Genomic DNA, 14,926 nt, shown 5'->3' on the forward strand with positions numbered 1-14,926 from the left:
GGCGCGTCAGCGTTCGTCGGCGGATGCCGACGCGGGAGTGGTCTGGAGCCGCTCCGTCTCGTCCTGTATCTCGGCAGCGATCTTCTTGAGCTCCGGCTCGAACTTACGGCCGTGATGCGCACAGAAGAGCAGGTCGCCGCCGCTCGTCAGGACAACACGCAGGTAAGCCTGGGCGCCACAGCGGTCGCACCGGTCGGCGGCCGTCAGCGGGCTTGCGGGAGTCAGAACAGTAGTCACGTCGCCTCTTCTCTAGCTCGACGAGCTGTCGTACCAGGGTCAACATCCAACCAGGCCGAAAACGTTCCCGCTCGTGGCAGTGGATCGGGAAAGCCTTCGTCACCAGGTCCGATGTCGCCAGGTGGCGGCGGATGAGCCGTAATGCTTGTCGTGCTTGTGCCGTATTGAGCGCATTTGGTCCTTTTTGACCTCCCCGGCTGGGTTGCCGGTTGTTCATGAGGACGTGCCCGGAGCCTAAATGGTTCATGCGCGTAAGGGAACGTGATAAACGAATCACCCCTCCGAGGGATCGAACATGCACTCGAAGCGGGACTAGTATCGAGTCACATGCGGGTGGCTGCGTACCGGCTCTATAGAGCCTCGGTACCCTCTGACCGGCAGATGAGGCCCGCCACCGCCACCCGGGCCCGAATTCAGCGAGGAGCGAACTGAGTGACCGCCGACACGTCCGTGCCGTCCGTGCTGGCCGCCGCCGAGCGCGACGGCTCCAACTACACCGCGCGGCACCTGCTCGTCCTGGAGGGTCTGGAGGCAGTCCGCAAGCGGCCCGGCATGTACATCGGCTCCACCGACAGCCGCGGCCTCATGCACTGCCTGTGGGAGATCATCGACAACTCCGTCGATGAGGCCCTGGGGGGGTACTGCCGGAACATCGACGTCCTGCTGGCCGCCGACGGCTCCGTACAGGTCGACGACGACGGCCGCGGCATCCCCGTCGACGTCGAGCCGAAGACCGGGCTGTCCGGCGTCGAGGTGGTCATGACCAAGCTGCACGCCGGCGGCAAGTTCGGCGGCGGCGCGTACGCGGCCTCCGGCGGCCTGCACGGCGTCGGCGCCTCCGTGGTCAACGCGCTGTCCGCCCGGCTCGACGTCGAGGTCGACCTGTCGAGCAGGACGCACTCGATGAGCTTCCGCCGCGGCGTCCCCGGCCGGTTCTCCGGCAAGGGCGCCGACGCCGCCTTCGAGCCGGCGAGCGGCATGACCAAGGGCAAGAAGATCCCCAAGACCAGGACCGGCACCCGTATCCGCTTCTGGCCGGACCGGCAGATCTTCCTCAAGGACGCCGCGCTCTCGCTCGACGACCTGCACGCGCGCGCACGGCAGACCGCCTTCCTCGTGCCGGGTCTCACGCTCGTCGTGCGCGACGAGCGCTCCGCCGACAAGGCGGACCACACCGTGGAGACCTTCCGCTTCGATGGCGGGATCAGCGAGTTCTGCGAGTTCCTCGCCCCCGACCGCCCCGTCTGCGACGTGCTGCGGCTCTCCGGGCAGGGGACGTTCAAGGAGACCGTCCCGGTGCTCGACGACCGCGGGCACATGACGCCCACCGAGGTCACCCGTGACCTCGGCGTCGACATCGCGCTGCGCTGGGGCACCGGGTACGACACCACGATCCGCTCCTTCGTCAACATCATCGCCACTCCCAAGGGCGGCACCCACGTCACGGGCTTCGAGCGCTCCCTGACCCGCACGGTCAACGACGCCCTGCGCAGCATGAAGCTGCTGCGCGTCGCCGAGGACGACGTCGTCAAGGACGACGCGCTGGAGGGCCTGACCGCCGTGGTCACCGTCCGGCTCGCCGAGCCGCAGTTCGAGGGCCAGACCAAGGAGGTGCTGGGCACCTCGGCGGCCTCCCGGATCGTCGCGCAGGTCGTCGCCAAGGAGCTGAAGGCGTTCCTGACCTCCACCAAGCGCGACGCCAAGCAGCAGGCGCGTGCCGTGCTGGAGAAGGCCGTGGCCGCGGCCCGTACCCGCATCGCCGCCCGGCAGCACAAGGAGGCGCAGCGCCGCAAGACGGCGCTAGAGTCCTCCTCGCTGCCCGCCAAGCTCGCGGACTGCCGCAGCGACGACGTGGAGCGCTCCGAGCTGTTCATCGTCGAGGGCGACTCCGCGCTGGGGACCGCCAAGCTCGCGCGGAACTCGGAGTTCCAGGCCCTGCTGCCGATCCGCGGCAAGATCCTCAACGTCCAGAAGGCGTCCGTCGCGGACATGCTGAAGAACGCCGAGTGCAGCGCGATCATCCAGGTGATAGGGGCCGGCTCGGGGCGGACGTTCGACATCGACCAGGCGCGCTACGGCAAGGTGATCTTCCTCGCCGACGCCGACGTCGACGGCGCGCACATCCGCACCCTGCTGCTCACCCTCTTCCAGCGCTACATGCGCCCGATGGTCGAGGAGGGCCGGGTCTTCTCCGCGGTGCCGCCGCTGCACCGCATCGAGCTGACCCAGCCCAAGAAGGGCCAGGACAAGTACATCTACACGTACTCGGACACCGAGCTGCGCGAGACCCTGCTCGACCTGCAGAGCAAGGGCACGCGCTTCAAGGACTCCATCCAGCGCTACAAGGGCCTCGGCGAGATGGACGCCGACCAGCTCGCGGAGACCACGATGGACCCGCGGTACCGCACGCTGCGGCGGATCAACATCAGCGACCTGGAGGCCGCCGAGCAGGTGTTCAACCTGCTGATGGGCAACGAGGTCGCACCCCGCAAGGAGTTCATCACCAACTCGGCGGCCACCCTGGACCGTTCTCGGATCGACACCTGAGCCCCGGACCGGCGGGTTCCGGCCGGGGCCCAGGCCCGCTCCGGGCTCAGCCCCGGCCGGACGCCGTCTCGAACTCGGTGACCCAGTGCCGGGTCCGGTCCAGGTACGCGGTCTCGGCCGCCGCGCCCGTACGCCCGTAGGCGCCGTCGTACGTGACGTAGACCGGCTGCGGCGGCGCGGCCGCGGCCGGCTCCAACTGGCTGCCCTCGTGCCACTCGTTGAACGACGTGAGCGTCACCCAGTCGGCGGGACCGCCCTTCGCCGGGTCCAGCACGTAGCCCCAACTGCGGTCGTACACCTCGCCGTCCGCGCGGTCCACGGTCGGCGAGGTGTTGCCCGGCACGGCGCGGTCGTCGAGGTAGCCGGGCCCGATGGACGGCGCCCACACGTAGCCGTTCTGCCGGCACCAGGCGGCCACACCGCCCCAGTCCGGGTCGTTGGCGCCGGCGATGGCGTCGTACGTGTAGATGCCGCCGAAGTGCGTGACGCGGGAGACGTCCGTGGTCTGCGCCATCACCAGGGCGCTGTCCCGGATCGCCGCGATCGGCGCCCAGTCGGTGACGTTCAGACTGTTGAAGACGTAGTACGCACAGCGCCCGCCCTGGTCGGCCGCCCGGTGGTAGGCGGGGTGGGCGCCGTAGTTCTCCTCCAGGTACGCCACGTCGTCGACGACGGACGCCGCATCGCGCCCGGAGTAGGGCTCGATGTGCCAGGCGATCTGCAGCCCCTGGTCCGCCGCCGCGTCCAGCACGCCGGCCGCGAGCCGGTCCTCGTAGCCGCCGCGGCCCCACCAGCTGTACGCGAGCACGCCGATGCCCGCCTGCCGCGCCCAGGCCATGTGCTGCGCGACGGCACCGTCGTAGTCGCCGGAGTCGTACGCGCCGAGGACGGGGTAGAAGTCGGCGCCGATGTCGTCGGGCGGGGTGTGCCCGCCCTGCTGCCAGTGCACCCACGAGCCGTGGTGGTCGGGGTTTCCGTACCAGGAGTAGTAGAAGGCGTGCACGTACGGGGACGGCTCGGCGGCGCAGGACGCGCGCGTCCCGGCCGTGCCGCCGGCCGGGGCGGGAGCCGCGGCGGCGGGGTGCAGGCCGCCGGCCGCGGCGAGGCCGGCGCCCGCGGCGCCGGCGAGGAAGGCTCTTCGGGTGGTCACGGTGGTGCTCCTCTCTTGGGGGACGGGCTCCCGGCCCGTGGGGTGGACCGGGAGCCCGGACGAGTGGACCGCTGTGCCGTGGTGCGCTGTACGGGAGCGCTGTGCCCTTGGGGAGCGGGGTCAGTCCTGGCCGGGCCAGGCGGAGCAGTCCTCCCACACGCTGTCCCAGCCGGAGTTGCCGCCGCCGTCGGTGAGTGTGAAGGTCCCGCTGCCCTCCGGGTACGGGCAGTTGTAGACGCCGGCCACGCCGACGTCCGTCGCGGTGACGCCGCCTGCGGTCACCGAGCCCTGCGTCTCGGCCTGCACGACGACGCTGCCGACGCCGTCGACGGTGGCGCCGTCGATCGTGACGTTCTGCACGGCCTTGCCGGTGCCGCCGCCGGAGACGAACTGGAAGGCGCTCCACGGGCTGTCGGTGACGACGGTGTCCGTGATGTTCACGTCCGCCTCGATGGCGCTGTCGTAGGAGTCGACGCGCAGCGCGCCCATCGGGTGGTTCCAGTTGGGGTTCATCGCGCCGGTGCGCACCAGCTCGTTGCCCGCGACGGTGATGGTGCCGGCCAGCGGGTGGAACGGGTCCAGGAACTTCTGGTTGGAGATCGCGATGCCGCTGCCCAGCGCGTTGGTGTCCAGGACGCGGTTGTTCTCGACGGTGATGTCCGTGCCGCCGTAGATCGCGATGCCGTTGGCCAGGTTCGGCTGCGAGATCGTGTTGTCCGCGAACGTGGAGTCCACGTCGGGTGCGTTCAGCGACCACATGGCGAGCGCGTCGTCGCCGGTGTTGCGCAGGAAGTTGTTGCGCACCTGGACGCCCTTGGCGCTGCCGCCCAGGTTCAGGCCGTCGGCCGCCATGTCGAGGAAGCGGGTGTTCTCGACGACGAGGTTGTCGTTGGTGCCGGTCAGCCAGAGCCCGACCTTCAGGTGCTGGAGCCACATCCCGGAGACGGTGGAGCCGGCGCCGAGGCTGCCGTTGACGAAGTTGTCCGGGTTGCCGTCGACGCGCTCGGTGACCTCGCCGATGACGGCGAAGTCCTTGAGGTGCGCGTTGCCCGCGGAGCCCGACTGGTTGACGAAGCGCGAGCTGCGCACCACCGAGTGCCAGGAGCCGGCGCCCTGGAGGGTGACGTTCTCGACGCCCGACAGCTCGGAGCCGACCTTGAAGTCGCCCGGCGGGATCCATACCGTACCGCCGCCCTTGGCCTCGGCGACGGCGGTGCGGAACGCCTCCGTGGAGTCCGCGGCGCCCGTCGGGTCTGCGCCCTTGTCGACGACGGAGACGGCGCCGGACGGCGCCTCGGCCGGCGCGGCGACCTGCTCGAAGTCGGCCACGTCGACGGTGTACGGGCCGCCGCCGAGGTCGTCGGCCTGGAGCCGTACGGTGTCGCCGGCGTTCAGGTCCTGACCCAGCATGACCCGGGAGTTGTCGAGCAGGTGGTGGGTCTTGGCGCCCGGGATCCAGGGCGTGTCCATGTAGGAGTACTCGGAGGTGACGGCCAGCGAGACGTCCAGCTTGGTGCCGTTGGCGTAGACGGCGAGGCTTCCGGACGTGCCGTCCGGCACGCTGTACGCGACGTTCACGGCGTTGGCGGGCGCGGTGAGCGTGAACTCGACGTACTCACCCTGGGCGTCCAGCTCCACCGCCTGCCGCCCCGAGGACTCCGAGGCCAGGGTGCCCTGGGTGTAGTCGGGGCCGACGGGGCTGCCGTCGGTGTCGGCCGCCTCCGCCTCGATCGAGACGAACGGCAGGTCGGCGCCCGCCTCCGGCGCGCCGTGGGCGCCGCCGGGTACGGCGACGAGCGCCGCGGCGGCGGCCACGGACGCGGCCAGCGTGATCCTTCCTCTACGTGCCTTGCGCATGACGAACCTTCCCGTGGGGGCGGGTGGGGGGTAAGGGCCGGCGGTCCGGCCGCGCGGGGCGCAGCCGGGCTAGGTACGCAGCCAGACCGCCGTGTCCTGCGGCAGCTTCCCCTCGTCCAGAGGACCGCTGCCGATCAGGACGCTTCGGTGTGCCGGGAGCGGCGCGGTCTCCTCGGCGAGGTTGACGACGCAGACGAAGTCGTCGGAGCGGGCGAAGGACAGCACGCCGCCGGGGGAGTCAAGCCAGCGCATCGGCCCGTCGCCGAGTCCCGGCTCGCCGCGGCGCAGCCGCAGCGCGTCGCGGTACAGGCGCAGCATCGAGCCCGGGTCGTCCTCCTGGCGGGCGACGGCGTACGTGCCCCAGCCCGCCGGCTGCGGCAGCCACGGCTCGCCCGTCGCGGTGCCGTCGCCGTTCACGTGCACACCGCCCTCGCCGTCGACACCGCCCTCGCCGTCGACACCGCCCTCGCCGTCGACGCCGTCCGCGCCCGGCGGGTCGCTGAACCCGTACGCCGCGCCCCCCGCCCGCCACGGCAGCGGCACGCGGCAGCCGTCGCGGCCCGGGTCGCGCCCCTCGGAGCGGAAGTGCATCGGGTCGACGATGCGGTCCCGCGGCACCTCCGCCTCCGGCAGGCCCAGCTCCTCGCCCTGGTAGAGGTAGACGGAGCCGGGCAGGGCGAGGGAGAGCAGCGCCGCGGCGCGCGCCCTGCGGGTGCCGCGCACCGGGTCGGTCGGGGTGCCGAAGCGCTTGGCGGCGAAGGCGAAGCCGGTGCCCGGGTCGGCGTCGTCGCGGCCGTAGCGGGTGACGGTGCGCGTCACGTCGTGGTTGCACAGCACCCACGTCGCGGGCGCGCCGACCGGCGCGTGGTACTCCAGCGTGGTGTCGATGGAGGTGCGCAGCTCGGCGGCGTCCCAGGGGCGGGCCAGGAAGTCGAAGTTGAACGCGGTGTGCAGCTCGTCCGGGCGCAGGTAGCGGGAGAAGCGCTCCGGCTCCGGCACCCACAGCTCGCCGATGAGCACGCCGTCGTACTCGTCGGCGATGGCCCGCCACGAGCGGTATATCTCGTGCAGGTCGTCGAGGTCGACGAACGGGTTCGGCTCGCCGCGCGGGTCGTCCTCGTCCCAGTCGGGCAGCGCCGGGTCCTTGGCCAGCAGGGCGGCGGAGTCGATGCGTACGCCCGCCGCGCCCCGCTCGAACCAGAAACGCAGCACGTCCTCGTGCTCCCGGCGCACTGCGGGGTGGGCCCAGTTGAGGTCGGGCTGCCGCTCGGAGAACAGGTGGAGGTACCAGTCACCGTCGGCGTGCCGGGTCCAGGACTCGCCGTTGAACTGGGAGGGCCAGTTGTTCGGCGGCAGCTCGCCGTCCGGGCCGCGGCCGGGACGGAAGTGGAACAGCTCGCGCTCCGGGCTGCCGGGCCCGGCGGCCAGCGCGGCGCGGAACCAGGGGTGGGCGTCGGAGACGTGGTTGGGCACGACGTCGACGATCGTGCGGATGCCGAGGGCGCGGGCCTCGGCGATCAGCTTCTCGGCCTCGTCGAGGGTGCCGAACGCCGGGTCGATCGCCCGGTAGTCGGCGACGTCGTAGCCGCCGTCGGCCATCGGCGAGACGTACCAGGGGGTGAACCAGATGGCGTCCACACCCAGCTCGGCGAGGTACGGCAGCCGGGCGCGGACGCCGGCGAGGTCGCCGGTGCCGTCGCCGTCGCCGTCGGCGAAGCTGCGTACGTAGACCTGGTAGATGGCGGCGTCGCGCCACCAGCTCGTATCCGACACTGAATCCCTCACAGGAAATCCCTACTGGTTCAGGAAGAGGGCCCTTACCGTCAGCCCTTGAGGCTGCCGGCGGTCAGGCCGTGCATGATGTTGCGCTGGAAGACGAGGAAGATCACCAGCGTGGGCACCGAGGCGATCGCGAGGGCGGCGATGAGCTGGTTCTCCGGAACGCTCGCGCCCAGCGAGTAGATGCCGACGTTGAGGGTCTGCTTCGTCGGGTCGGGCAGGGTGAGCATCGGCCAGAGGAAGTCCTTCCACACGGCGACGACCGCGAAGATCGAGACGACGCCGAGGATCGGCCGGGACATCGGCAGGACGATGGACCGCAGGGTGCGCATCGGCGATGCGCCGTCCATGGCGGCGGCGTCCATCAGCTCCCGGGGGATGGAGTCGAAGAAGCGCTTGAGCAGGAAGATGTTGAAGGCGTTGGTGACCGCCGGCAGCCAGATCACCCACGGTGAGTTGATGAGGTTGCGCTCGATGAGCGGCATGTCGAGCACCGTGAGGTACTGCGGTACGACGAGGACCGTCGCCGGGATCATCAGCGTCGCGAGCATCGCGCCGAGGATGACCTTGCCCAGCACGGGGCGGAGCTTGGACAGCGAGTACGCCGCGGCCACGTCGAAGACGAGCATGAACGCCAGCGCGCCGAAGGCGTACACGCAGGTGTTGAGAAGGAGCTGGGCCAGGTCCAGCACGCTCCACGCCTCGGAGTAGTTGTCCGTCTCGACCTCGCCCGGCACCAGTGTCGGCGGCGTCTGCGCGAACTCCTGGGAGGACTTCAGCCCGCTGGTCACCATCCAGTACAGCGGCCCGATGAACGCCAGCGTGAAGACCGCCATGACCAGGGCGAACGCGCTCCAGTACAGGGCTTTTCCACGTGGCCTGGCCAGCACCGCCGGCGAGATCAGCGTCCTTTGTGATTCGGCCATCTGGGATCTCCCGGCTTCAGTCTTCGCTGCTGCGGTCGAGGCGGACGAACGCGGCCGAGAAGACGGCGAGCACCAGCATCAGGACGACCCCGAGGGCCGCGGCGCTGCCGTAGTTGTTGAAGGTGAAGGCGTACTGGTAGATGAGCTGGACGACGGTCAGCGTCGAGTTCTCCGGGCCGGCGCCGCCGGTGAGCAGGAACGGCTCCACGAAGACCTGCATGGTGGCGATGATCTGCATCAGCAGCATCAGCGACAGGATGAGCCGGGTCTGCGGGATGGTGACGTGCCAGATCTTGCGGAAGAGACCCGCGCCGTCCAGCTCCGCGGCCTCGTACAGCTCGCCCGGGATGCCCTGGAGCGCGGCCAGGTAGATCAGCGTGGCGGCGCCCATGTTCATCCAGGTGGCGGCGATGACCACGGAGAGCATCGCGGTGTCGCTCGACTGGAGCCAGTCCTGCGCGGGCAGGCCGAAGGTGTCGAGGATGCGGTTGAAGAGCCCGTAGCCCGGGTCGTAGAAGTACTTGAAGAGCAGCACGGAGGCGACCGGCGGCAGCATCACCGGCAGATACACCAGGACCCGCAGGTACGCGCGGCCGTGCCGGAACTCGTTCAGCACGATCGCGACCGCGAACGGCACGGCGAAGCCGAGGAGCAGCGCGAGGCCGGTGAAGGCGAACGTGTTGCGCCACGCCTGCCAGAAGGCCGGGTCGTTGAAGATGTAGCTGAGGTTCGACCAGCCCGCCCAGACGGTCTCGCCGTCCTCGTTCTTCTGGAAGGCCAGGATGAACTCCCTGACCATCGGATACCAGGAGAACAGCGTGAAGCAGAGCACGGCGCCGATGAGGAAGCCGTGGGCGGTCAGGTTGCGGCGCAGCGCGCGGGCGAAGTCCTCGCGGCCCGTGCGCCGCCGGCCGGCGGGCCGCCCCGGGGAGGGGGCGGCGGGCCGGGACAGGGTGGGTGCCGCCATGGCTACTGGTTCGCGAGGACCTGGTTGACCTGGTCCTCGGCGGTGTCGAGCAGCCCGGCGGGGTCGGCGTCCTCGTTGGTGAGCACGCCGGACATCACCGTGTCGAGGACCTTGTAGATCTCCTGGGCCTTGGGCGGCTCGGCGCGGCCGGGGACCGGGTTGTCGCGGAACGGCTGGAAGTTCTCGACCGGCATCGTGGAGTGCTCGGCGCGCAGCTTGTCGTCCTGCTGCTTGCTCTCGCCCTTCCAGAAGTCCGGCTGGGGCAGCCCCACGGGCAGCTCGTCGGCCTTGGTACGCGCCCACTCGAACTGGCCCTTGCCGGGCGTGAGGAACTTGAAGTTCAGCCAGGCGATGGCGGCCTTGATCTGGTCGGGCGAGCTGCCCTTCTTGATCAGGTAGTCGTTGCCGCCGAAGAGGGTCGCCTCGCCGCCGGGCATCGGGCCCATGCCGAAGTCGGCGTAGTCACCGCCCAGTTGCTGGACCATGTAGGTGATGTCGTCGGGCGCGGCGAGGAACATGCCGAGCTTGCCGGACGCCATCTGCTTCTGCAGGTCGCCCCACTTGAGCAACTGGGTCTTGCCCATGCTGTCGTCCTCCCAGCGCATCGCGTGGAGGTTCTCGACGTAGGCGCGGCCGGTGTCGTCGTTGAACGCGGCCTTGGTGCCGTCCTCGGAGACGATGTCGCCGCCGAGGCCGTACATCGAGGCGGTGAAGTGCCAGCCGCCGTTGTTGCCGGCGCTGTACTCGCCGAAGCCGCTGATGCCGTCGCCGAGACCGGCTATCGCCTCGGCGGCGGCACGGACCTCGTCCCAGGACGTCGGCGGGTCGTCGGGGTCGAGGCCGGCCTCCTCGAAGAGCTTGCGGTTGATCAGCAGGCCCATGGTGTAGTTGCTGGTCGGCAGCCCGTAGAGCTTGCCGTCCTGCCTGAGCACGTCGAGGACCTGCGGGTCGATGTCCGCGAGCGCCGGGACCGTCTTGTCATTGACATAGGCGGTGATGTCCGCGGCGCCGTCGTTGTCCAGCACCTGCTGCAGGTCGGTGAAGTACGTGTAGAAGGCGTCCGGCTGGGACTTGGCCTTGAGCATGGCCGTGAACCGCGGCGGCTCCAGACAGGGGTCGGTCTGCTTCCCCTCGATCGTGACGTTCGGATACTCCTTGTTGAAGGCCGCTACGTCCTCTTTCCACTCCTTCAGCTCGGCCTTCTCGGCCGCCGGCGGCATGCAGTCGATCGTCAGGGTGACCTCGGTCTCCGGGTCCAGCGGGGCGGCGGCGTCGGCCGCATCGGCCGCGTCGTCCCCGCCCTCGTCGGAGCTGGAGGTGCCGCAGGCGGCGACGAGCGCCAGGGCGGCGCTGACGGCGAGAGCGGCGCTGGTACGGCGGAACCCGGAACTTCTCATCTCGGTGACCCCTCTGGGCAGGAGCGGGAAGCCACGGCTGCACGCTGCCGTGGCGCGCACACTCAACCACCGTCGACAGGTCTTCGCAATATGTCGCGCGGAAGTTGCAAGAACGAGACTGGAAAATGAAGATCCTTCACCGCGCGGGGCCGGTGGAGCCGCGCACCACCAGCTCCGGCTCGAACAGCAGCTCGTCGGCGGCCACCGGGGCGCCCCCGATCTGCGCCGACAGCAGCTCGACCGCCGCCCGGCCCATGGACTCGATCGGCTGCCGCACGGTCGTCAGCGGCGGCGACGTGCAGTTCATGAACGCCGAGTCGTCGTACCCCACCACCGACACGTCCCCCGGCACGTCGAGACCGCGCCGCCGCACAGCCCTGATCACCCCGAGCGCGAGCGGATCGCTGGCGCACACGAAGCCCGTGACGCCGTCCTCCAGCATCCGCGTCGCGGCCGCCTGCCCGCTCTCCAGCGAGTACTGCGCCCGCGCCACCCGCGACTCCGGCAGCTCCAGGCCGGTCTGCCGCGCCAGTTCCTCGGCGGCCGCGAGCTTGCGGGCTGAGGGCACGTGGTCCCCGGGGCCCAGCAGCATGCCGATGCGGCGGTGCCCGAGCGAGGCCAGGTGGCGCCATGCCTGTTCCACGGCCACCGCGTCGTCGCAGGAGACGCGGGGGAAGCCCAGGTCCTCGATGGCGGCGTTGATCAGCACCACCGGGATGCGCCGCTCGGCCAGCCTGCGGTAGTGCTCGTGCGGCGCGGCGGACTGCGCGTACTGGCCGCCGGCGAACACCACGCCGGAGACCTGCTGTTGCAGCAGCAGATCGACGTACGCGGCCTCGGAGACGCCGTTCTTCGTCTGCGTGCAGAGCACGGGGGTGAGGCCCAGTTGGGCCAGCGCGCCGCCGACCACCTCGCCGAGCGCGGGGAAGATCGGGTTCTGCAGCTCGGGCAGGACCAGGCCGACCAGCCGGGCGCGCTCGCCGCGCAGTTGCGTGGGCCGTTCGTAGCCGAGCACGTCGAGGGCCGACAGCACGGCCTGCCGGGTCGCCTCCGACACCCCGGGCTTTCCGTTCAGCACGCGGCTGACGGTGGCCTCGGAGACCCCCACCTTCTTGGCAACCTCAGCAAGTCGTCGAGTCATGGACGCAAGATTAGCGCAAGAAACGCAAGCTGCTTGCGGTGGGTGCCGGGCCGATCTCTTCCACCCACGTCAGCGGTACGGCAGGGGGTGAGCGTACGCGGCGGGCGACGGCGGTCCGCAGGAACCGTGGGGCGCCGGGGCACGGAGGGATCACCGGGACGGACGGGCCCCGCGGGACGGGGCGTTGAAGAACGGTTAGGCTCACCTTCGTGAGTACGTGCGCGACCGCCTCCGGAGAGCTGGCCGAACCGCTCGCCGGGACCGCGGCCGTCGCCGCGACCTGGCTGCTCGTCGAGCAGACGGGCCCGTGGGGGAACGAGGCGCTGACCCAGAGCCACCTCGACCCCGCGATCGGCCGCGCGCTGGAGGAGTGCGCCGAGGGCACCGGCGTGCGCGTCGCGCTCATCCGCCGGCCCGGCCGGCACGCCGACGTCCGCCGCCCCGCCAGCCGCCGCGTCCTCGCCGCCCACACCGCCCCCGGCCGCACCTGGATCCGCGCCACCGACGTCCACGACCCCGCGCACCTCGTCGGCCTCGACCTCGCCGCCCTCGGCCGCGGCGACCACGCCGACTTCGACGCCGCCCTCGGCGCCGGCCCGTACCGCGGAGATCCGCCGGTGTTCGTCTGCACCAACGGCCGCCGCGACCGCTGCTGCGCCCTCCTCGGCCGCCCCCTCGCCGCCGACCTGCACGCCGCCGGGTCCACCGCGACCTGGGAGATCACCCACATCGGCGGCCACCGCTTCTCGCCCACGCTGCTCCTCCTCCCGCACGGCTACGCCTACGGCCGTATGACCCCGCACGCGGTCAAGGAGGTCGTCGAGTCGCTGGCCTCCGGGCTGGTCGTCCCCGGCAACTGCCGCGGACGCTCCACCTGGGAGCGCCCGGGGCAGACGGCGGAGCTGGCGGTGCGCCTGCTGGTCGGTGCGTACGGCGTGGACGACCTCGCCGTCGTACGCACCGAAAGCGACGGCGACGGTGGCGGCGCCGGCTGGCTGGTGACCGTCGTGCACCGCGACGGACGCGCCTGGGACGTGCCCGTCGCCCCGCGGGCCGCCGCGGTGGCCACCCCGGCGAGCTGTGGCGCCGCGCCGGTGGCGCAGACGCGCATGGCCGCGGGCCCGCCGCGGCTGCACTGAGCCCGCCGCCTGGGGCGACTACCCTGCGTAGTCGGCCGGAGCTACCCTGGGGCGGGCGTGTGGGGATGTGCGTTCGGGGGAGTGCCCGTAGCGTCCCGGTCGGTTACGGTTCGCCCTCATGGGCGCAACGTTGACCCCACGCCGCGGTGAGCCCCGCGGCCCCGGCCGGCGGCTCGGCTGGCCGCGCCGTGTCTCCTCCCAGATCCTGCTCATGCAGCTCGCCCTCGCCACCGGCGTCACGATCCTGGCCGCGGCGCTCTTCCTCGCGCCGTACAGCGACGAGCTGGACCGGCAGGTGATGCGCCGCGCCATGGCCATCGCGCAGAGCACCGCCGTCGAACCCGGCCTCGCCGAGGCGCTGCTGACCACCCCCGCGGAACCGGAAGGGCCCGTGCAGCGCCGCGCCGAGCGGATCCGCAAGGCCACCGGCGCCGAGTACGTCGTCGTGTTGGACAACCGCGGCGTGCGCTGGTCCCACACCCGGCCCGAGCGCGTCGGCCACCGCGTCTCCACCGACCCCTCCGCCGCACTCGCCGGCGAGGAGTGGATGGGCATCGACACCGGCACCATGGGACGTACCGCCCGCGGCAAGGTGCCGCTCTACGACCGCGAGGGGCGGATCGTCGGCGCGGTCTCGGTCGGCATCCCGTACGAGGGCGTACGCGACCGGCTCATCGCGGCGGTGCCCGGCGTGCTGGCGTACGCGGGGGGCGCGCTGGCCGTCGGCGCGCTGGTCGCCTTCGCGCACTCCCGCCGGCTCCAGCGCCGCACCCGCGACCTCGCCTTCTCCGACATAGCCGCGCTCCTCGACGAGCGCGAGGCGATGCTGCACGGCATCCGCGAGGGCGTCGTCGCGCTCGACGGCGCCGGCCGGCTGCGGCTGGTCAACGACGAGGCCGCCCGGCTCCTCGGCATCGACCCCGAGCACACCGGCCGCCCGCTCGACGACGTGCTGCGCCCGGGCCGTACCGCCGACGTGCTCGCCGGCCGGGTCGCCGGATCCGACCTGCTGACCGTCAGCGACGGCCGGGTGCTCGTCGCCAACCGCATGCCCACCGCCGACGGCGGCGCCGTCGCCACCCTGCGCGACCGCACCGAACTGGAGCAACTGGGCCGCGAACTCGACTCCACCCGCGGCCTCATCGACGCCCTGCGCGCCCAGGACCACGAGCACGCCAACCACCTGCACACCCTCCTCGGGCTGCTGGAGCTGGGCATGACCGAGGAGGCCACCGAGTACATCGCCGAGGCCGCCGGCGGCCACCGGGCCACCGCGGAGCAGGTCACCGGCCGGATCCGCGACCCGCTGCTGGCCGCGCTGCTCGTCGGCAAGGCGACCGTCGCCGCGGAGCGGGGCGTGCCGCTGGTGCTGACGGGGGAGCTGCCGGACCGGGCCGTCGACCCGCGCGGGCTGGTCACGATCGTCGGCAACCTGGTCGACAACGCCCTGGACGCCGCGGTGGGTTCGCCGGACCCGGTGGTCGAGGTGGACCTGCGGGCAGACGGCGAGACGGTACGGCTGCGGGTCGCCGACTCCGGGCCCGGGGTGCCGGCGGAGCGGCGGGAGCTGGTCTTCGCCGACGGCTGGACGACGAAGGAGCCGCCCGCGTACGGCAAGCGGGGCCTCGGCCTCGCGCTGGTGCGGCGGCTCGCCGAGCGGCACGGCGGCCACGCGGAGGTCGGCGAGCGGCCGGGCGGGGGCGCGGAGTTCACCGTCGTGCTCCCCGAGGCGCTGGGCCCGGCGGCCGGGCGCGTACCCGGCCGCCGGCTGCCGGCCCCGTAACCC

At 71.7% G+C, this 14,926-nt stretch carries 11 protein-coding genes; 3 read left to right on the top strand and 8 right to left on the bottom strand.

The window, feature by feature from the left end:
• Positions 1-6: 6 nt before the first annotated feature.
• The gene (locus tag ABGA99_RS00190) at positions 7-237 is read right to left on the bottom strand and encodes a hypothetical protein (RefSeq protein WP_047018479.1); all 231 of its coding nucleotides are present in this window, start codon (positions 235-237) and stop codon (positions 7-9) included.
• Between the two features lie 432 nt (positions 238-669).
• Here ABGA99_RS00190 and ABGA99_RS00195 point away from each other — a divergent pair, with 432 nt between their 5' ends.
• Complete coding sequence (locus ABGA99_RS00195; protein ID WP_347580702.1) at positions 670-2,784, top strand: DNA topoisomerase IV subunit B; 2,115 nt, start codon at positions 670-672, stop codon at positions 2,782-2,784.
• Between the two features lie 46 nt (positions 2,785-2,830).
• Here the strand turns inward: ABGA99_RS00195 and ABGA99_RS00200 are convergent, their stop codons facing one another.
• From ABGA99_RS00200 to ABGA99_RS00230, 7 genes are all read right to left on the bottom strand, one after another.
• Positions 2,831-3,934 carry a glycoside hydrolase family 99 protein gene (locus ABGA99_RS00200; protein ID WP_347580703.1) on the bottom strand — a complete coding sequence of 368 codons (1,104 nt, stop codon included), beginning with the start codon at positions 3,932-3,934 and terminating at the stop codon, positions 2,831-2,833.
• A gap of 120 nt (positions 3,935-4,054) precedes the next feature.
• Positions 4,055-5,791, bottom strand: a complete 1,737-nt coding sequence (locus tag ABGA99_RS00205; RefSeq protein ID WP_347580704.1) for a glycosyl hydrolase family 28-related protein — start codon at positions 5,789-5,791, stop codon at positions 4,055-4,057.
• A gap of 69 nt (positions 5,792-5,860) precedes the next feature.
• The gene (locus ABGA99_RS00210; RefSeq protein ID WP_347582075.1) at positions 5,861-7,564 is read right to left on the bottom strand and encodes an alpha-amylase family glycosyl hydrolase; all 1,704 of its coding nucleotides are present in this window, start codon (positions 7,562-7,564) and stop codon (positions 5,861-5,863) included.
• A gap of 50 nt (positions 7,565-7,614) precedes the next feature.
• The gene (locus tag ABGA99_RS00215) at positions 7,615-8,496 is read right to left on the bottom strand and encodes a carbohydrate ABC transporter permease (protein WP_347580705.1); all 882 of its coding nucleotides are present in this window, start codon (positions 8,494-8,496) and stop codon (positions 7,615-7,617) included.
• 16 nt (positions 8,497-8,512) lie between these two features.
• On the bottom strand, positions 8,513-9,463 hold the full coding sequence (locus ABGA99_RS00220) for a sugar ABC transporter permease (RefSeq protein ID WP_347580706.1): 951 nt from the start codon (positions 9,461-9,463) through the stop codon (positions 8,513-8,515).
• A gap of 2 nt (positions 9,464-9,465) precedes the next feature.
• Positions 9,466-10,860 carry an extracellular solute-binding protein gene (locus ABGA99_RS00225; RefSeq protein ID WP_347581894.1) on the bottom strand — a complete coding sequence of 465 codons (1,395 nt, stop codon included), beginning with the start codon at positions 10,858-10,860 and terminating at the stop codon, positions 9,466-9,468.
• A gap of 136 nt (positions 10,861-10,996) precedes the next feature.
• The gene (locus ABGA99_RS00230; RefSeq protein WP_047018487.1) at positions 10,997-12,001 is read right to left on the bottom strand and encodes a LacI family DNA-binding transcriptional regulator; all 1,005 of its coding nucleotides are present in this window, start codon (positions 11,999-12,001) and stop codon (positions 10,997-10,999) included.
• A gap of 209 nt (positions 12,002-12,210) precedes the next feature.
• Here ABGA99_RS00230 and ABGA99_RS00235 point away from each other — a divergent pair, with 209 nt between their 5' ends.
• Both ABGA99_RS00235 and ABGA99_RS00240 read left to right on the top strand, forming a co-directional pair.
• Positions 12,211-13,140 (top strand): sucrase ferredoxin, encoded by a 930-nt coding sequence (locus ABGA99_RS00235; protein WP_347581895.1) that lies wholly within the window; start codon positions 12,211-12,213, stop codon positions 13,138-13,140.
• 118 nt (positions 13,141-13,258) lie between these two features.
• Positions 13,259-14,923: a sensor histidine kinase gene (locus tag ABGA99_RS00240; protein ID WP_347581896.1), complete on the top strand. Its 1,665-nt coding sequence runs from the start codon at positions 13,259-13,261 to the stop codon at positions 14,921-14,923.
• The last annotated feature ends 3 nt before the right edge of the window (positions 14,924-14,926 follow it).

This window comes from Streptomyces sp. B5E4, assembly GCF_039871555.1.
GTDB lineage: Bacteria > Actinomycetota > Actinomycetes > Streptomycetales > Streptomycetaceae > Streptomyces.

Bases quoted from the DNA above. Each gene is read 5' to 3' on its own strand.
- ABGA99_RS00205 (WP_347580704.1), bottom strand. From the start codon at position 5,791: ATGCGCAAGGCACGTAGAGGAAGGATCACGCTGGCCGCGTCCGTGGCC.
- ABGA99_RS00215 (WP_347580705.1), bottom strand. From the start codon at position 8,496: ATGGCCGAATCACAAAGGACGCTGATCTCGCCGGCGGTGCTGGCCAGG.
- ABGA99_RS00220 (WP_347580706.1), bottom strand. From the start codon at position 9,463: ATGGCGGCACCCACCCTGTCCCGGCCCGCCGCCCCCTCCCCGGGGCGG.
- ABGA99_RS00225 (WP_347581894.1), bottom strand. From the start codon at position 10,860: ATGAGAAGTTCCGGGTTCCGCCGTACCAGCGCCGCTCTCGCCGTCAGC.
- ABGA99_RS00230 (WP_047018487.1), bottom strand. From the start codon at position 12,001: ATGACTCGACGACTTGCTGAGGTTGCCAAGAAGGTGGGGGTCTCCGAG.
- ABGA99_RS00240 (WP_347581896.1), top strand. From the start codon at position 13,259: ATGGGCGCAACGTTGACCCCACGCCGCGGTGAGCCCCGCGGCCCCGGC.